This window comes from Chitinophaga sp. S165, assembly GCF_003182155.1.
Taxonomy (GTDB): Bacteria; Bacteroidota; Bacteroidia; order Chitinophagales; family Chitinophagaceae; genus Chitinophaga.
The window spans coordinates 381,535-404,732 of sequence record NZ_QGTG01000006.1 but is presented as its reverse complement, the minus strand read 5'-3'; the positions used below and the strand labels follow the sequence as shown (position 1 = coordinate 404,732).

The following is a 23,198-nucleotide window of genomic DNA, read 5'->3' as shown; positions in this document are numbered from 1 at the left end:
CGGTTACTGATGTGGTTGATCATCATATATCAGGTATTCGTTGGTACCTGGTTGCTGACGGTAGTTGAAACCATAAATATCACATAACATGCGCAGAATGTCCTTCAGCGGCTGCTCTCTGCCAAAGCTGGCGGAAAGCTGTGCGCTGGCAGTACGGTTGCCGTCAAACCGGATTCTCACGTCATAGCGGCGTTCCAGTTTACGGCCTATACTCCGGAAGCTGGCATTTTTAAATACAAGGAGCCCTTGTCGCCAGGCGCTGGCATCAGTTGCGCCTGTATCGTATTTTTCTATCCTGTCGGCAGCTGCCTGATAAACTGCCAGCTGATTCGCGGTCAGCGTAACCGCTTCACTCTTCTCATGGCTCACGGCAACCTTACCACTGGCTACAGTAACCATTACAGAATCTGCCGGAGCGTATGCGTCGATATTGAAGCTGGTACCCAGTACCTGTACATCCAGTTTTCCGGAATGCACGAGAAACTGTTTCTCTGCCTGCGGAGCGATCTCAAAATATCCTTCTCCTTCGAGCCATACTTCACGGTCATTCTGTTGTGCGTAACGCAGCTGACTTTCGTAATTCAGCCATATAGTGCTGCCATCGGGCAAAACGATCTTTTTAATGTTGCCTTTCTCCGCCTTTTCCGTCACCATGGCGTATTGTGCTTCGGGTGCCGGGCGCTTGTTCAAGGCGAAGTAAATACCGCCGGCGGCAAGCAATACGGCGATACCTGCAGCAGCCCACCAGATACGGAAGGGGGCCTTCACCACCTTTGCGGTTGGCTGGTCCAGTCCTGCCTGGCGACTGATACGCAGGAAGAGCAGCTGTTCCAGGGCGGTACGTTGGTTGGGGTTTAACTGTTCTGTCAAACCTTTATGTGCGTCGAATGACTTATACCAATTGTTCACCTCCCCGATCTCTTCTTCAGAGGCAGTGCCTTCCAGATATTTATCCAGTAATTCTCTTAACCTGGTATTGCTTATGTCCATAGTTTCTCTAACATTAGACACCTGAAAAGTGGCTTACCGCCACTGTGCTCAGAAAATTGTCCGGGGCGGCTCCTATTTTAAAAGCTCCGTCACCAGAAAACAGAACAGTGTAAAGTTGTATTCCTTCAGGCGCGAACGTAATATTTTTAAGGCTTTTACCATATGTTTCTCGACAGTGTTCACAGATATCCCCAGCCGTTTGGCAATGTCCTGGTAGGACAAGTGCTCTTTTCTGCTCAGATAAAATACCTCCCGGCATTTCTCGGGCATTTCTGCACAGGAGGCCTCGATCTGTTCCTGTAGCTCCTTCAGTTGGAGCAGGGAAGCGGCGTCGGGCTGGTAATGGCTGTTATCTGTCAATACATGCTGCTGATAGTTGTTACGCACCAGTTCGGACCGTACGGCATTCAGCACTTTATTTTTCAGTGAAATATGCAGATAGTTGCGAAGAGAGGTACGGAGCACAATTGTCTCCCGTTTCAGGTACAGGTTTACCAGCAGGCTTTGCACCATTTCCATGGCTGTTTCCTGCACTTTTACCCGCCTGTAGGCTGCGTCCAGCAGTTCCTGCCAGAAACGTCTGAAAATCTCTTCGAATGCATCGCTATCCCCCTGTTTCACGAGCAGGAACACCTCTTCATCAGTATACGTGGAAAAATCTTGTCGCATCGCGTGAATTCAACTACCGGCTAATGTAATCGTTTTAGCACAATTTTCTAAATCCGCTCTGTTTTTTGCGATGCGGCATTTTTTATCCTATTGCATGCTTATCGAGAAGGGCTTATCAGCCGGTGCGAGCCCCCGGTTGGTGGCGGGCTTACTGCCCATTTCCAGTACCAGGATACCTCCGTTCATGATATCGGTATGACTGATCCAGTTATGCGAATACGGTCTGCCATTCAGCGTAGCGGATTGTATATACACGTTTTCCGGACTGTTGTTGTGTGCTTCTATTGTGAACTGTTTCCCGTTCTCCAGCGTGATGGCCGCTTTAGGGAACACCGGACTACCGATCACGTACTGGTCAGTTCCAGGGCAGACGCTGTATAGTCCCAGGGCACTCATGACATACCAGGAAGACATCTGCCCCTGGTCTTCATCGCCAGGATAACCGTCGGGACCGGCGTTGTATAGTTTGCTCATTACCTCTCTTGCGTGTGCCTGTGCCTTCCAGGGCTGGCCGGCGTAGTTGTAGAGATAGATCATGTGCTGGATGGGCTGATTGCCATGCGCGTACTGCCCCATCTTACCATCTACCATTTCCTGCATTTCATGGATCATTTGTCCGTAGTAGCCTACGTTCACTTTATCAGGTACGCTGAATACGGAGTCCATCTTAGCGATGAAACGGCTTTCCCCTCCCATCAGGTTGATAAGGCCCTGTACATCATGAAACACGGACCACTGCCAATGCCAGGCATTGCCTTCTGTATAGGGTCCTCCCCATTTGTAAGGATCAAAATCTTCCACCCAACTGCCATCCAGCTTGCGGCCACGCATAAAACCGGTGGCGGTATCGTACTGGTTTTTGTAGTTATACAGCGTACGGCCAAAGATGTATTGGTAGAAGCTGTTGCCGGTTGATTTTGCCAGCTGATAACCACAGAAGTCGTCATAGGCGTATTCCAGTGTCTGGGAAGTACTACCATGCGATTCAGGGAAGCTTACATATCCCAGCTGATAATATTCCTTCCAGCCGGCACGGCCATTTGCCCCGCCCCAGGGGCCTTTATTCATCGCTTCATGATAATAGGCATCCAGGGCCTTTTTAGGGTCGAATGTGCGGATCCCCTTTACCCAGGCATCTGTTAACAGAGAGATGGCATGATTGCCCAGCATACCGCCTGTTTCACCCGGGAAAGACCAGGCCGGGAACCAGCCGCACTGCTCCTGTGCAGCGAGTAATGCCTGCATGTATTGGCCCTGCATCGTTGGATGTACGATCGTATTCAGCGGGAACTGTGCACGAAAGGTATCCCAGAAGCCGTTGTCTGTATACATATAGCCGTTGTGGACTTTACCATCGTAAGGGCTGTAGTAGTAAGGCTCTCCTTTGGCGTTATACTCGAAGAACTGGTGAGAGAAGAGATTCGCTCTGAAAAGGCAGGAGTAAAAAGTCGCCTTGTCCTGTTCCGAACCGCCTTCCACTTGTACCCTTTTGAAAAGGTCGTTCCAGATCTTGTTTGCGGCCGCTTTTGTTTGTTCCAGTTTGGTAAACTTTCCCAGTTCCTGCTGCCAGGTCAGTTCCGCCTGCTCCGGACTGATATAGGAAGACGCGACACGGGCCTGTACCTTTGCTCCCTTGCGGAAGCGGATATATGCACCGGCACCTTTTCCTACGGTGGAAAGGCTGTCTGCCGATATTTTGTTGTTTACATTCTCCCAGGTACCTACCGCTTCAAAAGGCTGGTCAAACACAATGACGAAGTAACTTCTGAAATCCTTTGGGATAAAGCGCCCATTGGTTACGTAGCCTGTGATCTTCCGTTCTCCAGGGAATATCTTTACTTCACTCACCGCGTTGTAACCGTCCAGTACGATGTGTGCCGGTGCGCCTGCCGGAAAGGAAAAACGCAGGTGCGCACCTCTTTCTGTGGGTGATATTTCGGTAGTGACTTTATTGTTAAACGTTACTTTGTAGTAGTCAGGACGCGCGATCTCGTTCGCATGGCTAAACCCCGCTGCACGCTCTTCTTCGTTGACTTTCAGTTCTCCAGCTACCGGCATCAGGCTTATTACGGCGTAATCGCCCACCCAGGGGCTGCATTGGTGTACCTGCTGGAATCCGCGGATGGTGGTAGCCTTGTATTGGTATTTCCAGCCGTCGCCATTCTTGCCGGTTTGTGCCGACCAGGCATGCATGCCGAAGGGCAGTGATGTGGTCGGATAAGTATTCCCGTGGCTTAAAGCGAATTCTGAGTTTGTACCCTGGAGGGTGTTTGCATAGGTTACCAGGTCCTTTTGCTGGGCAAATGCCGTGATCCAGGTGGTGCATAATAACGTGGTGATGGTAGTCCGAAGGTTCATATGTATTATTTGCGATGGCTTTTATAGTAGACACGCGAGAAGAGGGGTACCGCCATTTACAAAACAAATAGGACCCCGGTTATGGATCCTATTTGTTTTGTTGATCATGTTTTGTAATGATATGCGAGTACGCTTTATATACGCTTCATACACGACGCATACAGGGCGCATATACGACGCATAGGTGGACTTCATCGGGAAAATGTTATCAGAGCCCTATTTTCGAATAGGGGACCCTTATACCCTTTAACCGGTAATAATATGGGTCAAGGTAAGCACCTTCACAACCATCTAAACCGCATGCTGAAAAATTCACGCTGTACGTCAGTAGTAGCTCATTTCTTCCATTGACAAACTCAGGATGAATAACGGGCGTATAATAACGGGTGTACTGTTCTTTGAAGTATTCCTTTATTGTATACACCTTGATCTGTGTTGAAAAGGGACCTGTCGGCGAGCTGGAAGTAGAGATATAAATACTTCTGTCGGGATCGCAGTTAAAGCCCTGGTCCATCGTCATCAGGATATATTTTCCATTCAGATAAGCTACGCTGTTGCTGCCCCTGGCATCGGAGATTTTGGAAGTCTCTCCGGCAACAGGCGTACTGGTCCATGTTGATCCGTTGTAATACTGCCATTGCAGCGGATTACTTTCGGGGAACCTGGCTACATGGATATAACTGCCATAACCGAAAAAGACGGCTTCACTGCCGAACGCGTATACGTAACCATCGCCTGGTTTCACCAAGCCGGTAGAATAACTGATGGCAGTCTGACCGGCAAAACCATTAGGCATCATACGCTCGGATACCCATTGTGTACCGGAGCTTTGCGTTAAGCGATAAAATGATTGTCCGGTGGCAGTCAGCCCATTTCCTTCTCCGCATTGCACCCATACCTTATCGCCGATCTCGATACCAGGGCCAGACCATGACCAGGATGTACCCGGCTGTATATTGAAGATCTGCTTGGGCTTACCGGAGGTGCTGTTATTAATGGTCATGTTAGGCGCACTGTTAGGGTTCCAGTTTGTTTTAGATGGCTGAATGAATACAGAGTTACTATAACTATGAAAATTGCCGCAGTTAAACATGCCGTTAGACTGTACCTGTGAACCATCCCAGGCATCTTGTGTTACCCACAGTACTTTACCGTTATTAGCGCCCCAGGTCAGCGGAATGCTGTTGCCCTGGTCAAAAGCAGCGGAGCCCAGGCTGGCACTGTTACGATGGAAGAAGCGTACGACTTCATCGTCCCGGTAGGTATCTGCCGCTATTGCGGTAATGGTCCAGTATTGTTTGGTATCGTTGACAGCTGTTTCCTGTATTACCTGCACGCCGTTACCCGTAGCGCCTCCAGCAACAGATAGCGCCAGGCCGTTACCTTTGTTGACGATCCTGTATTGTCCTGTAGTGACTTCTACAAGGCGCCATAACTGCTGATCTGCAAGCAGTGGGAACGCTGCGTATTGCTGCATGACCGTACCGCTGACATTAGTTCCGGAAGGTACGTCGATCAGTTTACCGCTATGAAGACTACGGATATGGTAATACTTAATCCCACCTGCGGTTGTTTGATAGATAAGATGCCACTTCTGCCACAGGTCTACTTCAGCACCAGACATGGAAGTTTCCCATTGTTGCAGAAGCGCATTGTCTTTGAATTTGGCATTTTGTACCGGGTTCCCTCCTACTTCCAGGAACTTGTTGCTTTTGACGTTCTTTAGTGTAACTGTCATGTAATCAGCGAGAGCAGCAGCGCTCATAATGCTTTCAACCTGAAGGGGTTTTTCAACAGGAGCTAAAAGGCTTTCTTTACAGGATGTTAATGCCAGCAGGCAGATACCTGTCTTAATCAGACTGTTCATCATAATGTGGATTTTAAATGTGTATTTTATTTGGTCAAACATGAGGTTATAGACAGTGGTAACGGGAACTTACAGCACAAACAGGTCACACAGGCTTCTTTTGCGGCCCATGATGCTTGTTTACACAACGTGGTATTTCAATCTAGTATATGACACTTGAGAGATGGGTGTCCGCCATTCGGGAGGAATTATTTATATGAGGCTATTCCGGATAAGAGCCACCAGCTTCCTGCATTCAGATATTTATCATACATTCATCGTCATTTTATTGGCTATCTGTATGCACACATTAAATTCACAAGAAAACTTCAGGCAACAAGTTGAAAAGGTTATCGCTGATTATGAGAAAGCAATCGCGCTGCGGCCAGACGAGTGGGAACTTTATATTAATCGCGCCAGGGCATACGTGGAAATAAACGAACATGAAGCTGCACTAAGAGATTATAACCAGGCAATACAACTAAGTCCGGATACCGCAGCGGTTTATTTTGAACGGGGCGATTTCTGGTATGACAACTATCATTACGACCAGGCAATTGGAGATTATACGAAAGGGCTTGAACTGGCGGAAGGTTATGTACCGGCCTATTTATACAGAGCCAATTGCTTCTCTTTCCAGAATAATTTTGAAAAGGCAATGGCGGATTATGACAGAGCAATTGAGATAGCCCCAGGTTTTTCCATGTCTTACTTCCACCGTGGTATAACTTCGCGCCGCAACGGAGATCCTGAAAATGCCATTGCTGATTTCGACATGGCGATATCGCTTGACGCAGACAATGCAGATTTCTATTGCAGGCGTGGAATGGCACATACCGATCTGAAAAACTTCACTGCTGCAATGAACGATTTCGACTATGCTATTTCATTGGACCCGGATTTTGCATTATCATACTATGGCCGCGGTTCTGTTTGGCATGACACAGATCAATATGAAAAAGCGATCGCTGACCTGGATAAGGCCATAGCACTTGACAGTGATGACATCACGTATTATATACGAAGAGGCCTGGTATGGAACAGTTTGGAACAATACCAGAAAGCACTTGGTGATTTTGATAAAGCGCTTGAAATAGACCCTTCAGACGATCTGGCGAAAGGGTTAAGGGATGAGGCTAAAGAAAAGGTATCCTGATAATAAAGAATAGTTTCAAGGGGGACAACAAGTCTCCCTTGATCATTCTGTATAATAATCTCTTAAAGATTTCTGAAATGATATTTCAACTTTTTCTCCCCGAACGAATGTGCCATTCCGGACAATGAGCAGATCTTTGAAGTTCAGGAAATGTTCTCCTATTTCCCAGTGGTGATAATATGGAACAGGATCATCAGGAGACGAAAAAGGAGTTGTTGCGGTCCAACCTACAGCTTCCTCACCAAATCTTTTTAACGCTGCAGGCAACAGTTTATCTGACGGCGAAACAATAAAATAAAGTTTAACTATCACAGAGTCTTTATCTAAACTCATCTGTATTTTCTCAACAGGGGTTCCCAGGAAAAAGTAATCAACAGGGTTGTCAAAAGAGTAATAGCTTCGTTCCATACGGCGATTCACCATAAGCGGCATCTCCTCTTTGGATACCTGGTGGAAGCTATCCAGATTAAATTGCCGCACAGGCAGTTCTATTATTTCATTCGCATCCTCAAGATGCAGTGGCAGACTGATTTTGGCTTGACTCATACATTTTGAAGGATTGATCAGGTAGAGTACAGTACAGAGAACGAGGATAATACGACCCATAGCATGATTTTGAGCTGTAATTATTCTAATATAAGCTATTTGTAGATAATGGATATGTTATCGGACGATAACTCAATAAACGATATATTTGTTTAGCCAACAATCGCGTCAATCAATGTCAAGTATTACCAGTCAGAATAATATGCCAGTAACCGAAAGATTTGAAGCATGCATATTATTGGGGGCAATTGGGGACGCCTGGGGAAGTAGCTACGAAAATTATGTATCTCCTATTAAACCTAATACTTTCTACTGGCACCCCATAAGTCAACCTAAAGAGACATGGCTATTAACGGATGATACGATGCTGACATTGGCTTCATGTGAAGCGTTGCTTAACAAAGATTTCGGCCCTGAGATTCTTTCCAGATACTTCGTCAAATATCATAAACAAAATAAACTCACCGGAGTTGGAGCCAGTACTTTAAAAGCCATACTCGAACTTGAAATAGGAGGTCATTGGTCCCAGGTAGGCCGATCAGGTGAATACGCTGCCGGCAACGGCGCTGCTATGAGAATAGCGCCAATTGCATTCAGACAGTCTATAACGAGAGAAAATATCCGGGACTTATGCCGGATCACGCATAAAAACGACGAAGCATATGCTGGCGCATTATCGGTTGTTCTGGCTATACGGGCGATCCTCAATGGTGAATGGAGGGGAGAACCGAACCTGCTGGATATCTTAATACCACAGTTACCGGATACAAATGTCAGGGACCGGTTCATTGAGATCAATTCAAATTACGAAACAAAAACTATTGAGGAAGTTGCAAAACTTGGAACCAATGGCTATGTAGTTAACTCTGTGCCCTTTGCAGTATTTTCTGCATCACTTGTGATGAAAACCGGAATAAATAACATGTTCCAGCAAATTATTGAGGCAGGTGGAGATACGGACACAAATGCTTCAATAGCGGGACAAATCGCAGGAGCCCTTGTAGGCTTAAAGGGAATACCTATCAATCTGTACGAAAATCTGCAACAACTTAGTGAGTTCAGCTGGATGGAAAAAATTCTACATCAGGTTCGAGGGACAATCAAATGGGATATTTGATCCGTTAGGTCGCACCTATTTTATCATCATCAAGCACTACCTTAAAAAAAAACGCTACGATTACCGTCATATAAACGTAGCTTAGAGGCATATGACCTACAATAATGATGAAAATATCGCATTTGAGAAATGTATTAACTTCCTAAATAGTATTGGTATTAAGACAATATTCCGGAAGATCGGGACAAACAGCTTCCTTCCGGGTTTACTAGTTGAAAACGGAATGATCGTTATTGACAAAGATACCCTGGAACATCCCGGGGATATACTCCATGAGGCCGGCCATCTTGCAGTAGTGCCAACTAAACATCGTCACTCGCTGACTGAAAAAAACATTATCAAAAGAAGTAACAGGGAAGGAGAAGAAATGATGGCCATTGCCTGGTCATACGCAGCCTGCATGCATTTAATGATAGATCCGTTTTTCGTTTTTCATGAGCAGGGCTATAGAGGCGGTAGCCAACAGATCGTGGACAGCTGCGGTAAAAACGATTATATCGGCTTGCTGATGTTGCAGGCGGCTGGTATGACAACGGGCGAGAAAATGATAAAATGGTTACGTGAATGACTATAAATGTTCTCTGACAAAGTCTTCACTGTACTGTTTTACCTGCTCCCTGACAGCCCTGAACTGATCCATGACCTCCTGTTCCGTGCCTGTTGCTTTGGCCGGATCCGGGAAGTTATGATGGAACTTCTGCGCAGTGGAAGGGAAAAACGGACAACGCTCTTTTGCGTTATCGCAAACAGTGATTACATAGTCGAAATCAATGTCCCTGTATTCGTTCATGTTGTTTGATGTATGACGGGAAATATCAATGCCATCTTCCGCCATCACAGCAATCGCCTTCGGGTTCACACCATGTGTTTCTACACCGGCGCTATAAACCTCCGCTTTATCACCTGCAAAATAACGTAAATATCCTTCGGCCAATTGGCTGCGGCAGCTGTTGCCGGTACAGAGTACGAGTACTTTCTTCATTCTTATCTATTGTTAGCAGCATCCGCCGCCAGGTGTACATGTTTGTCCTGCATCTTGTAATACAGCTAGTTTCGACTTCGGTGTACCACAGGTCTGTCCCCTGTCTGTCGCCTTACATTGAGTAGCGTCCGGCTGCAGATCAACGATCAGGTCCTCTCCTTCCAGCAGGAACGCGTTCGGGTACATCTGACGCGTATCGAAGTCTGAATTACCAAACTCAATCTTTACTATACCCGCCGGATTCAAGGGTAGACTATTCTCTACCAGGTCGACTATCTTCAATGCCTTACTTACCGCCATTGCCCTTTGAGTTTGCTCTTCGCCAGGCTCCCACAATTGAACAATGATCTCTGTCCATGCATTCATCTTGCCGCCGCAATCAACAGAAGTGATCGGCGCCTGCTTTATTTCCGTAATGTGATAAGATGGTGCTACGAACTTCTCCGCTGCAAACTGGAATTGCAGGATCTGATCAGGATGTGTTTTCAGCTGGTCCTTAAATGATTGCCAGCTCATTCTCTGGTTGTTCATAAAAGTAGTTTTTATTGTTAATTATGCGATGATAGTATCTTCCTTGTACAATTTTCTTTTAAGCCAGAAGGCTGCGTTAACCAATCCTATCAATGCCGGTACTTCAACGAGCGGGCCGATCACACCAACAAACGCCTGCCCGGAATTAATTCCAAAAACGCCAATTGCTACAGCTATTGCCAGTTCAAAATTGTTACCCGCCGCAGTAAACGCAATAGACGCATTTTTAGAATAATCGGCACCTGCAGCCTTACCCAATACGAAACTCACCAGGAACATGATAGCAAAATATATCACTAATGGAATTGCAATACGCAACACATCCATAGGTATATGAACGATCAGTTCCCCTTTAAGGCTGAACATAACAACGATAGTAAACAGCAATGCGATAAGTGTAACCGGAGATATTGCCGGAATAAATGTCTCCTGATACCATTGTTCACCTTTGAGCCCCGGAAGGACGAAGCGACTGAGAAGCCCGGCTGTAAAAGGAATACCGAGATAGATGGCAACACTCTCTGCTATCTGACCAATAGTAACATTTACCTCAATACCTTTTATACCGAAAGCCGGAGGAAGCACAGTAATGAAAACATATGCATAGACACTGTACAATAGTACCTGGAAAATGCTGTTAAGCGCGACCAACCCCGCTGCATACTCACGGCTTCCCTCCGCCAGCTCATTCCATACAATAACCATCGCAATACAACGGGCCAGACCAATCAGTATTAATCCGATCATATACTCAGGATAACCATGCAGGAAAAGCAGTGCCAGCACGAACATCAGTATTGGCCCGATCACCCAATTCAATAATAGCGATGTAGCAAGTACTTTTGTATTTTTAAATACCTCTCCCATCTGTTCATACCTGACTTTCGCCAGTGGAGGATACATCATCAATATAAGTCCAATAGCCAATGGAATATTGGTCGTTCCCGAAGAAAAGGAATTGATAAACCCGGCGCTGGATGGCAAGAAATACCCTATGCCTACCCCGGCAGCCATTGCAAGAAATATCCACAATGTGAGATACCGATCAAGGAAACCCAACCTCTTTCTTTGTGCCGGATTACAATTCTGCATGTGTGTGATATTTATTGCAACAGGAATAGTGTCAATTACAATATCGCAATATTACGATAATGATATATCACAACCAAATGAATCTGATCTTTTTTCCATAAATCATCTGTTTATATGGCATACTGACGCATGACATTCCCGATACTATTGGTATACAGGCGGATCATACAAAGAATAATAAGTGGAAGAAATGCTAGCAGCAGTTTCCTTTAGTGTTCACATCAACAAAAAACATAGCAAATGCATCCCTGCATTTTTTCCATCCGATGGGGTCTATACAATAACAAACACTGTTTCCTTCAATAGTGCCTTTAATTAAACCAGCTGTTTTAAGTTCTTTCAGATGCTGTGAGATAGTGGCCTGTGCCAGCCCCAGTTCATCTACCAGGTCTCCGCATATACAGGTATTGGATTTGACGAGGTATTGTAGAATTGCGATCCGGGCGGGATGACCCAATGTCTTGGCTACGTTAGCCATATCATTCTGCTTCTTATTAAACAAATCCGTCTTGGTGATACCCATAATCCACAATTTATTGCAATATTACGATTTTGGGTTTATCTCCCCAAAGGGCTGCGTACAACTCTTAATTTATAACATTACCCCCACTTACAGGCCCGGTTTTTGATTTTTCCAACAAAACGGATTGTATGAAAACACTGGCTTCAATGACAAGCGGACTGATTAGCTCAGTAGCTCTTACAGTGGCACATGAGACATTAAGAAAGAACGTCTCTCAAGCGCCGAGAATGGATAAACTTGGTATGCAGGCCTTATCAAGTTCACTCAATCAGGCCAGGCTGCCTGTTCCGGGTGAAAAGAAACTATATTATGCTACTATGGCCGGAGATATTGCCGGAAATGCAGGCTATTATTCACTTGTCGGCATGAACCCAAAATATAGCATACTCACAGGGGCCGCTTTAGGACTTATGGCCGGTATCGGCGCTATCACCCTTCCTAACAAGCTGGGTTTGAATGAGAAGTATAGTAACAAAACGGGGAAAACACAGCTGCTTACATTGGGATTATATGTAACTGCGGGCTTGATAGCAGGGGTTGTACACAAGCTACTGGATAAGAAAAAACCAGGAAACTCCCAGGCTGAATAATACATGAGAAAGACCCACTAATGAAACATAAGCGACTCTCGGAAATGCCGGAGGATCCGGATGCCAGTGTGTAAATAAAGACCAGAAGATAGTTGCTATACAACCTGTTATCAACCCAAACACGATACTGCTGCTCCAGCCAGGATTACCTATGCCATTCCGCCATAGAAAAGCGTAAAACAATGCGAAGCCTACGCCTATACAATAATGAAGCAGTATCCCGATGAACAGGTCCGCTCTGTCTTTAGTCAGTCCTTTTGATGCTGTTGTATGTCCGGTGACCATCGTAGCCAGTATTCCGACAACCTTAAAATTTTTTCCGGTGATGATTGTCAGCAGATAAAGTGCACCTGTCATCAGCAGTGTACCAAATATACCCGCCGGAATTGCTCTTAAAATATTCATACGCAGTCCTTACTTAAAATAGTTAACCCTTATTTCTCCTTCATGAACTATGCCATAAGAACTGGTGAATGCCTCCCTGCGTTCGTGGAAAGTTATTAAATCATACTTAAAATTTTACAATCTTAACTATTTAATGAACTTTCTGCTATTTTTGTATCCCGATGACGAGATTGTTAATAAATTTTTTCTTATCGCTCTGTTTTTTTCTGTTGAAGGGGCACGGCCATCTGTATGCTGATACAGATCAGGACAATCTTTACAAGTCACTGAAACTGCATTCGGAAAACAGGGTACAGATAAAGGTTTTCGAACTACCGAGCCTTCAACCGCTGATCAGCAATGCTCCTTCCTCCGGCAAAAAAAAGGAAAAGATCAAAGCCACAGAGGTCGAGGAAGAAGAAAGCTTTTCAGCGAGAAAGCATTTACAGATCAGCCATTACTTTTGTTTATCTCCCCAGGAACCCCCATCTAATTATAGCTACCTTAAGAACCCCCTACCTTTTTGCAACCATTTTTCCTATTCTTCTTCAGATAAGTTTATTGTACACCGTGTAATCCGGGTATGATCGATTTATTCCTGTAGCTCAGGCAAAGCCTTGCCTGGCTGTTCACAAATATTTCTTAACCGTTTGCCGTCGTAGCATCCTGCTATAGAGGTTATGACGCTATACACCGTTCAAAACATCATTATCAAATAGCAACTTTTTAAAAATCTATAAAATACCATGAAGAGAATTGTCATGCTTATGGGCGTGTCGGCCATGCTATGTCATATAGGCTGTAAATCACACAAAGAAGAAAAGGAAGAGGAAACCAAACTGGTGGCCACCAGTCCGTTGACAATGGATACAACTGTCACCAGCGAATACGTATGTCAGATACGTTCTATGCGCAACATTGAACTGAGAGCACAGGAAAAAGGCTACCTGCAGAACATCTATGTAGATGAAGGTCAGTTCGTGAAAAAGGGACAACTCCTGTTTAAGATCATGCCGACCATATATGAAGCTGAACAGGAAAGAGCACAGGCAGAAGTTAACATTGCTGAAATTGAAGTACAGAATACCCAACCACTCGCCGATAAAAACGTCGTGTCAAAGAATGAACTGGCAATGGCCAAAGCTAAGCTGAGCAAAGCCAAAGCTGAACTGGCACTGGCTACAGCTCACCTGGCCTTTACTGAAATAAGGGCTCCTTTTGACGGCTTAGTTGACCTTCTCCACCTAAAACTTGGAAGCCTCGTAGAAGAAGGTGAACTGCTTACTACGTTAAGCGACAACAGTAAAATGTGGGTCTATTTTAATGTATCAGAACCAGAATACCTCAGTTATAAAGCACAACAATCGAACACCGGTAAGCTGGAAGTAAACCTGCTGACGGCCGACAAACAGCTGTTCAAACATCCGGGAGTAGTTGAAACCATTGAGAGTGAGTTCAATAACGAAACCGGTAACATCGCGTTCAGGGCTACATTCCCTAACTCAGACGGCCTGCTGAGACATGGTGAAACAGGTACCATCCTGATAAATAAACCGCTTAAAGATGCACTGATCATTCCGCAGAAAGCTACGCTGGAGATCATGGACAGAAAGTATGTGTATACTGTAGGTAAGGACAATGTGGTGAAATTAAAACCTATCACTATCGCTGCAGAAATTCCTGATCTGTATGTAATAAAAGAAGGACTGGCCGCAGATGACAAAATCCTGCTTGAAGGATTGAGGAAAGTGAAGAACGATGACAAGATATCCTATGAATATGAGGATCCCAGGAAGGTAGTTTCCCATTTAGTGTTGCCAACGGAATAATCTGCGAATCAAAAAAAGTAAGAGAATGTTTAACATATTCATGAAACGGCCGGTCTTTGCGATAGTGATATCACTTGTCATTGTCTTCATGGGCGTACTGGCCATTTATACATTACCTACCTCACAGTTCCCTTCTATTGCGCCGCCCAGGGTAATTGTGAGTGTGGCATACCCCGGCGCCAGTGCCGATGTACTGGTCCAATCCGTTCTCATTCCGATGGAGAAAGCCGTGAACGGTGTTCCGGGTATGAAATATATGACATCCGACGCTACCAGTGCCGGTGAGGCGAACATACAGGTGGTCTTCGATCTGGGTACAGACCCGAATCAGGCTGTAGTTAACGTAAAGAACCGTATTGAACAGGTAACGAGCAGGCTCCCGCCACTCGTACAGCGTGAAGGTATCGTTGTGAATATCCTTCAGCCCAACATGTTGATGTATGTGAACGTATTCAGTACAGATCCGAAGGCTGACGAGAACTTCCTGTACAACTACGCCAATACAAACATCCTGCAGGAACTGAGAAGGGTATCCGGTATAGGTAACGCCCAGATCCTCGGTAGCCGTCAGTATGCAATGCGTATCTGGCTGAAGCCTGACAGGATGCGTGCCTATAACATCTCTACTGAAGAGGTGATGGAAGCGCTGTCTACTCAGAGTGTGATCGGTTCTCCCGGCAGGTTGGGAAGAAGCGATGGTAAACGTTCGGAAGCACTTGAATATGTATTGACCTATCAGGGTAGATATAACAAACCTGAACAGTATGAGAATGTGATCGTAAGGGCAAATCCGAAAGGTGAGATCCTTTACCTGAAAGACGTTGCTAACATTGAATTCGGTAGTGAGTTCTATGATATTTATTCGAACCTGAATGGTCACCCTTCAGCGGCGATCGTACTAAAACAGACTTATGGAAGTAATGCGAGCGATGTAATTAAAGCCATTAAGGCGAAACTGGCAGAGATCAAGAAAAGTTCCTTCCCTCCCGGAATGGACTATGAGATAGACTATGACGTATCCAGCTTCCTGAACGCCTCCATTGAAAAGGTTGTGCATACACTGGGTGAGGCTTTCATACTCGTGGCAATAGTGGTGTTCCTCTTCCTCGGCGACTGGCGCTCCACGCTTATTCCAACGCTGGCAGTGCCAGTATCGCTGGTAGGCGCCTTCTTCTTTATGCAGGTGTTCGGACTGACCATCAACCTCATCACACTGTTCGCACTTGTACTGGCTATCGGTATAGTCGTCGACAACGCCATCGTGGTGATTGAGGCCGTCCATGCGAAAATGGAGGAAGAACATTTATCGCCCTACCAGGCTACATATAAAGTGGTACATGAAATAGCAGGGGCCATTGTTGCGATCACCTTCGTAATGACGGCGGTGTTCATTCCCGTAGCATTCATGTCCGGCCCTGTTGGTATATTCTACCGGCAGTTCGCTATTACCATGGCTACGTCCATCGTGCTTTCCGGTGTGGTAGCGTTAACGCTTACACCTGTTCTTTGTGCCATCATCTTAAAGAACAATCACGGCAAACCAAAGAAAAAGTCACCGATAGATAAGTTCCTCGACGGTTTCAACAGGCAGTTCGAGAAACTGACCGGCAGATATACCAGTCTGTTAAGGGTGATCGTAAACAGAAGAGTGGTCACTTTCGGTATCCTGCTGGCCTTCGGGTTCGGCATATTCGGGATCAACCAAAGTCTGCCTGCCGGATTTATTCCGAATGAGGACCAGGGTATGATCTACGCGATCATTCAGACGCCTCCCGGCTCTACACTGGAAAGGACCAATGATCTGGCCAGAAAGGTGCAGGAGATCGCTGAGCATATCGAAGGTATCCAGTCTGTTTCGGCACTGGCAGGTTATGAGGTATTGACAGAAGGTAGAGGTTCCAACGCCGGTACCTGTATCATCAGCTTGAAAGACTGGTCTGAACGTAAACACTCTGTAACTGAGATCATCGAGGAATTGGAGAAAAAAGCCAAAGAGGTTCCCGGTGCAACCATTGAATTCTTCGGTCCTCCGGCTGTACCTGGATATGGTGCTGCAGGTGGTTTCGCGCTACGTTTGCTTGATAAGACCAATGCCGATGATTACAAGGAACTGGAAAAAGTGAATGACGACTTCATGGCTGCACTTGGCAAGCGTAAGGAGTTAACAGGATTATTCACTTTCTTCAGTGCCAACTACCCTCAGTATGAGTTGCAGATCGACAATAAAGCAGCTATGCAGAAAGGCGTATCCATTGGTAAAGCAATGGACAACCTGTCCATATTGATCGGAAGTAGCTACGAGTTGGGGTTCATCCGGTTCGGTACTTCGCTCAAGGTATATGTACAGTCCAGTCCTGAATACAGGCGCTTACCCGACGACCTGCTGAAGCTCTACATAAAGAATGACCGTGATGAGATGGTGCCTTATTCTGCTTTCATGTCCATCAGGAAAACACATGGTCTGAATGAGATCACCAGGTACAACATGTATACGTCGTCAGCTATCAGGGGTGAGCCTGCAGCAGGTTACAGCAGTGGTGAGGCTACCAAAGCCATCCAGGAAGTAGCAGCACAAACACTGCCGCGCGGATATGACATCGACTGGGAAGGTCTGTCTAAAGATGAAGTAGGACGTGGTAACGAAGCCCTTTATATCTTCCTGATAGTACTGGCCTTTGTATACCTGATCCTTGCAGCGCAATACGAAAGTTTCCTCCTGCCGTTAGCAGTAATCCTCTCTCTCCCTGCGGGGATCTTCGGGGCATTTTTCCTCGTTAAGGTAATGGGCCTGGCAAACGATATCTACGCCCAGGTGGGACTGGTAATGCTTGTCGGCCTGTTAGGTAAGAACGCCGTGTTGATCGTGGAGTTTGCCGTTCAGAAACAGCGTTCAGGCTCGACTGTCCTGGAAGCTGCCATTGAAGGCGCCAAAACGCGTTTCCGCCCGATATTAATGACATCCCTGGCGTTCATCGCCGGTCTGGTCCCTCTCCTCTTCGCTACAGGCCCCGGCGCCATCGGTAACCATACCATTGGTGCGGCTTCTGCAGGCGGTATGTTGCTGGGAACAGTATTCGGTGTGATCGTCATCCCCGGACTATACTACATATTTGGTGGTATTGCGGCAAGACGCAAGCTCATTAAAGACGAAGATATGAATCCGTTAACAGAAGAAATTGACCATAATGTTTAAAAAGAAAATACATAAGTACATAGGGATAGCCGGTATCTCCCTGGCTGCCGCGGCTTGTGGTGTTCCGGCTTTAACGGAGAAATCAGAAAATAAAACAGTTCCTGCGAGTTATAACAACTCGCAGGATACAACCAACGTAGCCAATCTGAAGTGGAAGGAATACTTTACCGACCCTTATCTGGCTGCGCTCATAGATACGGCTTTAAAGAACAATCAGGAGCTTAATATCACCTTACAGGAGATAGAGATCGCCCGGAACGAGATAAGGGCCAGAAAGGGCGAATATTTGCCTTTTGTGGGTATTAAAGGTGCGGCCGATGTAGAAAAGGTAGGAAGATACACCAGCCAGGGCGCCGGTGACGCTACTACCGAGATCAAACCCGGAAAGGAAATGCCGGACCCACTGCCAAACTTCCTGGTAGGCGCCTATGCTACCTGGGAGGTGGATATATGGCACAAGCTGCATAATGCAAAAAAAGCAGCACTGACCAGATACCTGTCCACAGTTGAGGGAAGGAACTTTGTGGTAACCACCCTCATCGCAGAGATAGCTAACTCTTATTATGAATTACTGGCGCTGGATAAACAGCTGGATATCGTAAAACAGAATATCGGCATTCAAACCAACGCGCTGGAAATAGTGAAACTGCAGAAAGAGGCTACCCGTGTTACTGAGCTGGCCGTACGGAAATTTGAAGCAGAGGTATTGAATACGCAAAGTCTGCAGTTCGACATTCAGCAGCGCATCACCGAAACAGAGAACAGGATCAACTTCCTGCTGGGTAGATATCCGCAGCCTATTCAAAGGAATGCACAGACCTTCGACAATGCTATACCTGATGTGATCCATTCCGGTATCCCGTCGCAGTTGCTGGCTAACCGTCCTGACATTAAACAGGCCGAACTGGACCTGGCCGCTTCCAGACTGGATGTGAAAATAGCAAAGGCACAGTTCTACCCTTCTCTGGGTCTTTCTGCTGCTATCGGTTATGAGGCGTTTAATCCCACATACCTGTTTAAAACACCCAAGTCACTGTTATACTCTGTAGCCGGCGATCTGGTTGCGCCATTGGTCAACAAGAACGCGATAAAGGCTGCCTACTACAGTGCCAACGCTAAACAGATACAGGCCGTTTACAACTACCAGCGTACCATCCTGAACGCCTACGTTGAAGTGATGAACCAACTGATCAAGATCGGCAACCTGGGCAAAAGCTATGACCTGAAATCCAGACAGGTAGAGACGCTCACCCAATCTATCACTATTTCAAATGATCTCTTCAAATCGGCGCGGGCAGACTATATGGAAGTATTGCTGACCCAGCGTGATGCGTTGGAATCAAAGTTTGAACTGATCGAGACCAGGAAGCAACAGATGACCGCCATGGTCAATATTTATCAGGCTTTAGGCGGAGGCTGGAATTAAAAGTGCCTTAAAACAGGGCCTTTCCTCTAATCTTTCATATCGCTTCACCGTCATCTCTATATCATTTTACCGTCATCTCTATATCGAAGGGATATACAGATGACGGTAAAGTGACGGCCAGATGACGGTTTCGCGATATGGAGATATAGAAACCTGAACGAATTTCGATAGAACTACGAATTTCTATTCTCATTTATTACTTTCGTAGAAGTCATCAGCGATTCCACATGAAAAAACTATCCTTTCTTTTTTCGGTATTGTTAGCCGTAAGCTGCCACCTTCTTGCACAACAGCCTATCCAACAGCTTCCCGATTGGGCGTTAGGGCCTTTTGTCAGACCTCCCGGCGTCAATCCCATTATTTCACCTGATACTGCCAGCCGCTTTTACGACCCTATGCAGCAAAAGCAGCTGGACTGGGAAAGTAATGACACTTTTAATCCTGCCGCTGCGGTTAAAGACGGTAAGGTCTATGTGCTCTATCGTGCAGAAGATAAGTCAGGCGTAGGTATCGGGCATCGTACCTCGCGGATAGGGTTGGCTGAAAGTAAAAACGGCGTTACAATGAAACGCATGGGTAAACCGGTGCTCTTTCCAAACACAGACGATCAGCAGGAATTTGAATGGACCGGTGGTTGTGAAGACCCGCGTGTAGCTGTTACCGAAGATGGAACTTACCTGATGTTATATACACAGTGGAATAAGAAGGTACCCCGCCTGGGTTCCGCTACTTCAAAAGACCTGGTACACTGGAAGAAGCATGGTCCTATTTTTCAGGATGCCTATAACGGCAAGTTTCACAACATCGCTTCCAAATCGGCGTCTGTCCTCACTACCCTGAAAAATGGCAAATTGCAGATCACAAAATATAAAGGCAAATATTGGATGTACTGGGGAGAAAATCACGTGTATGCAGCTACTTCGGATAATCTTGTAGACTGGTCGCCGGTGCTGAACGAGAAAGGCGGGTTGAAAGAACTGATCTCTCCCCGTAAGGGATATTTCGACAGCCATCTGACCGAATGCGGTCCTCCCGCTATTCTGACCGACAAAGGCATTGTGCTGCTCTACAATGGTAAAAACCTCGCTGGTGCGAATCGTGATACGAACTATACAGCGAACTCTTATTGCGCCGGACAAATGTTATTCAGTGCAGAAGACCCATCTAAATTTATCACACGGCTGGACAAACCTTTCATGGTACCTGCCGAGCCTTTCGAGAAGAGTGGGCAATATCCTGCAGGAACAGTGTTCATTGAAGGTCTTGTATATTTCAAAGGCAAATATATCCTGTATTACGGTTGTGCTGACTCCAGGGTAGCTGCTGCTGTTTATGAGCCCAGATAACTCACTCTTTTATCAGAACATCAAGCCCGGCATCATCCGGGCTCTGATAAATTACTTCATCGATTTCATGGTCTTTTATGGTAACGATCATCGGATAGATATGTTTCTTCTTATCGGGATACCCGATCAAATTAGTTGTGTCCAGCAGGATCTTACTGCTGGACATTACTTTGCTACCTAATTTTATCCTCAGTAATTTAACTGATTGTATCCGGGTGAAGATATATCTGATGTTATCCTGACGATCAATATGTTTCTTCACGAATGCTTCTGCCGTACTGATACAACCTTCGCACCCCTGATTGGGGATAATAACATAACTGCCTGTAGCAGGTTGAAGCGCATCCAATGTTTTAATGGCTTTGCGCAGGTCTGCGTGATCATCAGCACACGCTGTTATCAGTAGCAAACACAGGATATACTTATAATTCAATTTTACATTGTACATATTGCGCCAGATCTTTGTTTTTATTGCCAACATTTAGAAAATATAATCCTTCACTGGTAACAAAAAAATTATCCAATCCCAGGTAATCAGGCAGCCTGGCCTCTCCCAGATAATTGAAGTCTTTATCAAAAGCAATGATGCTGATATTTTTGTCGAGGTATGTGCCCGTATACGATTGTAACGGTACAGGAGGCATTTCCAATATTCTGTAATATCTATCGTGATACTTGTCATAAATGATATTACGATATGAAGGTGTACCGGTAAAGTATCCCAGCGTCGCTTCTTCATCCAGCAACTTTTTATCGTCTTTCGACAGCGGCATCGAAGTGATACAGATATCCCTTCTGCTTCCTGCATAAAATTCAGTGGTCTGCCAGTTGCTATCAATAACCTGTATATTATGATCTGCCGGAAGACTTAATATCATTTTTTTTGTCCGCTCATTAAAGGATGTATAAGGGTCACGCATGTGCGACCCTCCCCAGTTATATTGCCAGTATAGCTTTGGATACGGAATATGGTTGCTGATATTTCCTGAAGGCAGATCAATTTTGGTACAAATAGTACGGGTCATTACATTTTCACCCTCCCCCTCGCCTAACATCATTCCGGCACCGATAACCCTGTTATCGGTAAAAAACAGCGGCTTTCCTGCTGAAGGGTAAGGCGGGGCAGCCGATATCTTCATTCGCACTACCTCCTCTTTGACGAATGCCAGGCTTTTATAGACAGTATCCCTGTTCAAAGAATAATAGAACAACGTCGCCCCACTCGCGCCGCCATAAGTATACAGCGCCACCGTATCACGGGATATATATTTAATGTAGGAGATCGAGGAAGATATTTTAATCGGGTAAATACTGTCCGGATATATCAGTCCCTTCGCGTTCAGATTATATGATAGCAGCCGCTTATTATAACGATCAAATACGTATAGCATCTTTTCCTTTGCCTGATAGTCGACCGACGATGCCCAACCCAATACCATCATTTCGTCCAGGTGAAGATTCAATGTATCATTATAAGAAATCGCCAGTGGGATAACGGCCTTACCGCTTACACTACAGTTTGACCATGTTTTTTCAGCAGGTGTTTCACACCCGTAAAGTGTGATCGTGATTAACCACAACAGGGATAGCATTCTTGATTTCATATTCAGATTTAGATGTTAATAGGGATAATTTGAATAAACAGGGTGTAGTGCCCCTGTTTATTCGTTTGTTTCATCAACTACTACTCTACATAATAAGTGCAGTTCGTAGTTTCCGGATCAATCGCAGTTACACAATTGTAGTGATATACACCACCTACAACTGTGATCCTGCATCTTCCGCGTAAGCCATGATGATCGTCCTCGCAGGCGCTTCCGGAAGAAGATCCTGATACAAACAGCACCATAGCAGTGATAGCAATGCTAAAAAGAATGAAGGGTCTTTTCATCTTATATAGTTTTAAATGAAGGAAAAGCGTAGTTGGCTAAATCACAGTCTTATCGGGTATAACACATTATAATTTACAGGTCATTGGCATCAGCGGGTATTCATAAACGTTCAGTACACAAATAAATTTAACTAAATTTCTATAATCAGGCAAAGCTATTTTGAACAGCCGCCCCTTGTTCTTTTAAACTTATCAACATCTGTTCCTTACGGTGTTGCACATCATCTCCTGTTCCTATACTGTCTTGTATGAGGACTACCTCATAACCAAGCCGTAAAGCATCCAGGGCAGTTTGCATCACACAGTATTCCGCCAGGAACCCACACAACAAAAGTCTTTTGATATCATTACGTTTTAGATGATGTATGAAACCGGCAGATGAAAAACAGCTATGCTGCGTTTTGGTCATGAAAGTATAGGCGGGGTCGACGTCGATATCTGTCTCATGTCCTTCAGTTCCCGGAATGCAGATGGACAGGCCTGTTCCGAACTGGTCTTTCTTATAATCGGAGGTAACAATGATTACATGGTTCTTATTAACGGAGTGCACCAGGCCGTTGATCTTTTCTTTAGCATCCAGCATTTGCCTGATACCGTTATGCCTACCGGCATAATTACCTGATTCACTAATGAAGTCTTTCTGCGGATCAATTACTACGATACACGAGTTTGACATATGTTACAGGATACGTTAAGTATACTGCAAATGTACCGATCCTGTTGTATAAA

General features: G+C 45.5%; 22 protein-coding genes. 8 read left to right on the top strand and 14 right to left on the bottom strand.

The window, feature by feature from the left end; all coding sequences use genetic code 11:
• Window positions 1-3 precede the first annotated feature (3 nt).
• The 4 genes from C7475_RS23020 to C7475_RS23005 all read right to left on the bottom strand — a co-directional run bounded on the left by C7475_RS23020 (window position 4) and on the right by C7475_RS23005 (window position 5,887).
• Entirely contained in the window at window positions 4-990 is a 987-nt protein-coding gene (locus tag C7475_RS23020; protein ID WP_110055753.1) for a FecR family protein, read from the bottom strand.
• A 72-nt stretch (window positions 991-1,062) separates the two neighbouring features.
• Window positions 1,063-1,659 (bottom strand): RNA polymerase sigma-70 factor, encoded by a 597-nt coding sequence (locus C7475_RS23015; protein WP_110055752.1) that lies wholly within the window; start codon window positions 1,657-1,659, stop codon window positions 1,063-1,065.
• Between the two features lie 87 nt (window positions 1,660-1,746).
• Complete coding sequence (locus C7475_RS23010; protein ID WP_110055751.1) at window positions 1,747-4,017, bottom strand: GH92 family glycosyl hydrolase; 2,271 nt, start codon at window positions 4,015-4,017, stop codon at window positions 1,747-1,749.
• Window positions 4,018-4,225: 208 nt separating this feature from the next.
• Window positions 4,226-5,887, bottom strand: coding sequence for an RICIN domain-containing protein (locus C7475_RS23005; RefSeq protein WP_110055804.1), 1,662 nt, complete (start codon window positions 5,885-5,887; stop codon window positions 4,226-4,228).
• Between the two features lie 277 nt (window positions 5,888-6,164).
• Between C7475_RS23005 and C7475_RS23000 the strand changes: the two genes are divergently transcribed.
• On the top strand, window positions 6,165-7,019 hold the full coding sequence (locus C7475_RS23000) for a lipopolysaccharide assembly protein LapB (RefSeq protein ID WP_158286589.1): 855 nt from the start codon (window positions 6,165-6,167) through the stop codon (window positions 7,017-7,019).
• A 42-nt stretch (window positions 7,020-7,061) separates the two neighbouring features.
• Here C7475_RS23000 and C7475_RS22995 read toward each other — a convergent pair whose 3' ends face one another.
• On the bottom strand, window positions 7,062-7,565 hold the full coding sequence (locus tag C7475_RS22995) for a hypothetical protein (RefSeq protein ID WP_146217625.1): 504 nt from the start codon (window positions 7,563-7,565) through the stop codon (window positions 7,062-7,064).
• Between the two features lie 175 nt (window positions 7,566-7,740).
• Here C7475_RS22995 and C7475_RS22990 point away from each other — a divergent pair, with 175 nt between their 5' ends.
• Both C7475_RS22990 and C7475_RS22985 read left to right on the top strand, forming a co-directional pair.
• On the top strand, window positions 7,741-8,682 hold the full coding sequence (locus tag C7475_RS22990; RefSeq protein ID WP_110055748.1) for an ADP-ribosylglycohydrolase family protein: 942 nt from the start codon (window positions 7,741-7,743) through the stop codon (window positions 8,680-8,682).
• A gap of 91 nt (window positions 8,683-8,773) precedes the next feature.
• Window positions 8,774-9,250 (top strand): hypothetical protein, encoded by a 477-nt coding sequence (locus C7475_RS22985; RefSeq protein ID WP_110055747.1) that lies wholly within the window; start codon window positions 8,774-8,776, stop codon window positions 9,248-9,250.
• On the opposite strand, the gene C7475_RS22980 is transcribed toward C7475_RS22985, so the two are convergent.
• The 4 genes from C7475_RS22980 to C7475_RS22965 form a co-directional block, all read right to left on the bottom strand.
• Window positions 9,251-9,664 carry an arsenate reductase ArsC gene (locus tag C7475_RS22980; RefSeq protein ID WP_110055746.1) on the bottom strand — a complete coding sequence of 138 codons (414 nt, stop codon included), beginning with the start codon at window positions 9,662-9,664 and terminating at the stop codon, window positions 9,251-9,253. It lies immediately after the preceding gene.
• A gap of 12 nt (window positions 9,665-9,676) precedes the next feature.
• On the bottom strand, window positions 9,677-10,195 hold the full coding sequence (locus C7475_RS22975) for a DUF6428 family protein (protein WP_110055745.1): 519 nt from the start codon (window positions 10,193-10,195) through the stop codon (window positions 9,677-9,679).
• 21 nt (window positions 10,196-10,216) lie between these two features.
• Window positions 10,217-11,287, bottom strand: coding sequence for an ACR3 family arsenite efflux transporter (gene arsB, locus C7475_RS22970; protein ID WP_110055744.1), 1,071 nt, complete (start codon window positions 11,285-11,287; stop codon window positions 10,217-10,219).
• A gap of 193 nt (window positions 11,288-11,480) precedes the next feature.
• Window positions 11,481-11,810 (bottom strand): helix-turn-helix transcriptional regulator, encoded by a 330-nt coding sequence (locus C7475_RS22965; RefSeq protein ID WP_110055743.1) that lies wholly within the window; start codon window positions 11,808-11,810, stop codon window positions 11,481-11,483.
• A 128-nt stretch (window positions 11,811-11,938) separates the two neighbouring features.
• On the opposite strand from C7475_RS22965, the gene C7475_RS22960 reads away from it, so the two are divergent.
• Window positions 11,939-12,400 carry a hypothetical protein gene (locus C7475_RS22960; RefSeq protein ID WP_110055742.1) on the top strand — a complete coding sequence of 154 codons (462 nt, stop codon included), beginning with the start codon at window positions 11,939-11,941 and terminating at the stop codon, window positions 12,398-12,400.
• Here the strand turns inward: C7475_RS22960 and C7475_RS22955 are convergent.
• Window positions 12,359-12,805 (bottom strand): hypothetical protein, encoded by a 447-nt coding sequence (locus C7475_RS22955; RefSeq protein WP_110055741.1) that lies wholly within the window; start codon window positions 12,803-12,805, stop codon window positions 12,359-12,361. The genes C7475_RS22960 and C7475_RS22955 overlap by 42 nt on opposite strands.
• A 725-nt stretch (window positions 12,806-13,530) precedes the next feature.
• Between C7475_RS22955 and C7475_RS22945 the strand changes: the two genes are divergently transcribed.
• The 4 genes from C7475_RS22945 to C7475_RS22930 all read left to right on the top strand — a co-directional run bounded on the left by C7475_RS22945 (window position 13,531) and on the right by C7475_RS22930 (window position 20,578).
• Window positions 13,531-14,613, top strand: a complete 1,083-nt coding sequence (locus C7475_RS22945) for an efflux RND transporter periplasmic adaptor subunit (RefSeq protein WP_110055739.1) — start codon at window positions 13,531-13,533, stop codon at window positions 14,611-14,613.
• Window positions 14,614-14,638: 25 nt separating this feature from the next.
• The gene (locus C7475_RS22940) at window positions 14,639-17,806 is read left to right on the top strand and encodes an efflux RND transporter permease subunit (RefSeq protein ID WP_110055738.1); all 3,168 of its coding nucleotides are present in this window, start codon (window positions 14,639-14,641) and stop codon (window positions 17,804-17,806) included.
• A complete protein-coding gene (locus tag C7475_RS22935; RefSeq protein WP_110055737.1) occupies window positions 17,799-19,232 on the top strand; it encodes a TolC family protein in 1,434 nt (477 codons plus the stop codon). Before C7475_RS22940 ends, C7475_RS22935 begins: the two co-directional genes overlap by 8 nt.
• 227 nt (window positions 19,233-19,459) lie before the next feature.
• Window positions 19,460-20,578 (top strand): glycoside hydrolase family 130 protein, encoded by a 1,119-nt coding sequence (locus tag C7475_RS22930; RefSeq protein ID WP_110055736.1) that lies wholly within the window; start codon window positions 19,460-19,462, stop codon window positions 20,576-20,578.
• A gap of 1 nt (window position 20,579) precedes the next feature.
• On the opposite strand, the gene C7475_RS22925 is transcribed toward C7475_RS22930, so the two are convergent.
• The 4 genes from C7475_RS22925 to C7475_RS22910 all read right to left on the bottom strand — a co-directional run bounded on the left by C7475_RS22925 (window position 20,580) and on the right by C7475_RS22910 (window position 23,145).
• The gene (locus tag C7475_RS22925; RefSeq protein WP_146217624.1) at window positions 20,580-20,987 is read right to left on the bottom strand and encodes a hypothetical protein; all 408 of its coding nucleotides are present in this window, start codon (window positions 20,985-20,987) and stop codon (window positions 20,580-20,582) included.
• Between the two features lie 13 nt (window positions 20,988-21,000).
• Window positions 21,001-22,182 (bottom strand): DUF4221 family protein, encoded by a 1,182-nt coding sequence (locus tag C7475_RS22920; protein WP_110055734.1) that lies wholly within the window; start codon window positions 22,180-22,182, stop codon window positions 21,001-21,003.
• Between the two features lie 80 nt (window positions 22,183-22,262).
• Window positions 22,263-22,469 carry a hypothetical protein gene (locus tag C7475_RS22915; protein ID WP_110055733.1) on the bottom strand — a complete coding sequence of 69 codons (207 nt, stop codon included), beginning with the start codon at window positions 22,467-22,469 and terminating at the stop codon, window positions 22,263-22,265.
• A 145-nt stretch (window positions 22,470-22,614) separates the two neighbouring features.
• Window positions 22,615-23,145, bottom strand: coding sequence for a cysteine hydrolase family protein (locus C7475_RS22910; RefSeq protein WP_110055732.1), 531 nt, complete (start codon window positions 23,143-23,145; stop codon window positions 22,615-22,617).
• Between the last annotated feature and the right edge of the window lie 53 nt (window positions 23,146-23,198).

Excerpts from the sequence above, each read along its gene's own strand:
- C7475_RS22995 (WP_146217625.1), bottom strand. The coding sequence starts at position 7,565 with ATGAGTCAAGCCAAAATCAGTCTGCCACTGCATCTTGAGGATGCGAAT.
- C7475_RS22980 (WP_110055746.1), bottom strand. The coding sequence starts at position 9,664 with ATGAAGAAAGTACTCGTACTCTGTACCGGCAACAGCTGCCGCAGCCAA.
- C7475_RS22940 (WP_110055738.1), top strand. The coding sequence starts at position 14,639 with ATGTTTAACATATTCATGAAACGGCCGGTCTTTGCGATAGTGATATCA.
- C7475_RS22920 (WP_110055734.1), bottom strand. The coding sequence starts at position 22,182 with ATGAAATCAAGAATGCTATCCCTGTTGTGGTTAATCACGATCACACTT.
- C7475_RS23010 (WP_110055751.1), bottom strand. The coding sequence starts at position 4,017 with ATGAACCTTCGGACTACCATCACCACGTTATTATGCACCACCTGGATC.
- C7475_RS22960 (WP_110055742.1), top strand. The coding sequence starts at position 11,939 with ATGAAAACACTGGCTTCAATGACAAGCGGACTGATTAGCTCAGTAGCT.
- arsB (WP_110055744.1), bottom strand. The coding sequence starts at position 11,287 with ATGCAGAATTGTAATCCGGCACAAAGAAAGAGGTTGGGTTTCCTTGAT.
- C7475_RS22990 (WP_110055748.1), top strand. The coding sequence starts at position 7,741 with ATGTCAAGTATTACCAGTCAGAATAATATGCCAGTAACCGAAAGATTT.
- C7475_RS22930 (WP_110055736.1), top strand. The coding sequence starts at position 19,460 with ATGAAAAAACTATCCTTTCTTTTTTCGGTATTGTTAGCCGTAAGCTGC.
- C7475_RS23005 (WP_110055804.1), bottom strand. The coding sequence starts at position 5,887 with ATGATGAACAGTCTGATTAAGACAGGTATCTGCCTGCTGGCATTAACA.
- C7475_RS22915 (WP_110055733.1), bottom strand. The coding sequence starts at position 22,469 with ATGAAAAGACCCTTCATTCTTTTTAGCATTGCTATCACTGCTATGGTG.
- C7475_RS23020 (WP_110055753.1), bottom strand. The coding sequence starts at position 990 with ATGGACATAAGCAATACCAGGTTAAGAGAATTACTGGATAAATATCTG.
- C7475_RS22910 (WP_110055732.1), bottom strand. The coding sequence starts at position 23,145 with ATGTCAAACTCGTGTATCGTAGTAATTGATCCGCAGAAAGACTTCATT.
- C7475_RS23000 (WP_158286589.1), top strand. The coding sequence starts at position 6,165 with ATGCACACATTAAATTCACAAGAAAACTTCAGGCAACAAGTTGAAAAG.
- C7475_RS23015 (WP_110055752.1), bottom strand. The coding sequence starts at position 1,659 with ATGCGACAAGATTTTTCCACGTATACTGATGAAGAGGTGTTCCTGCTC.
- C7475_RS22975 (WP_110055745.1), bottom strand. The coding sequence starts at position 10,195 with ATGAACAACCAGAGAATGAGCTGGCAATCATTTAAGGACCAGCTGAAA.
- C7475_RS22965 (WP_110055743.1), bottom strand. The coding sequence starts at position 11,810 with ATGGGTATCACCAAGACGGATTTGTTTAATAAGAAGCAGAATGATATG.
- C7475_RS22935 (WP_110055737.1), top strand. The coding sequence starts at position 17,799 with ATGTTTAAAAAGAAAATACATAAGTACATAGGGATAGCCGGTATCTCC.
- C7475_RS22985 (WP_110055747.1), top strand. The coding sequence starts at position 8,774 with ATGACCTACAATAATGATGAAAATATCGCATTTGAGAAATGTATTAAC.
- C7475_RS22955 (WP_110055741.1), bottom strand. The coding sequence starts at position 12,805 with ATGAATATTTTAAGAGCAATTCCGGCGGGTATATTTGGTACACTGCTG.
- C7475_RS22945 (WP_110055739.1), top strand. The coding sequence starts at position 13,531 with ATGAAGAGAATTGTCATGCTTATGGGCGTGTCGGCCATGCTATGTCAT.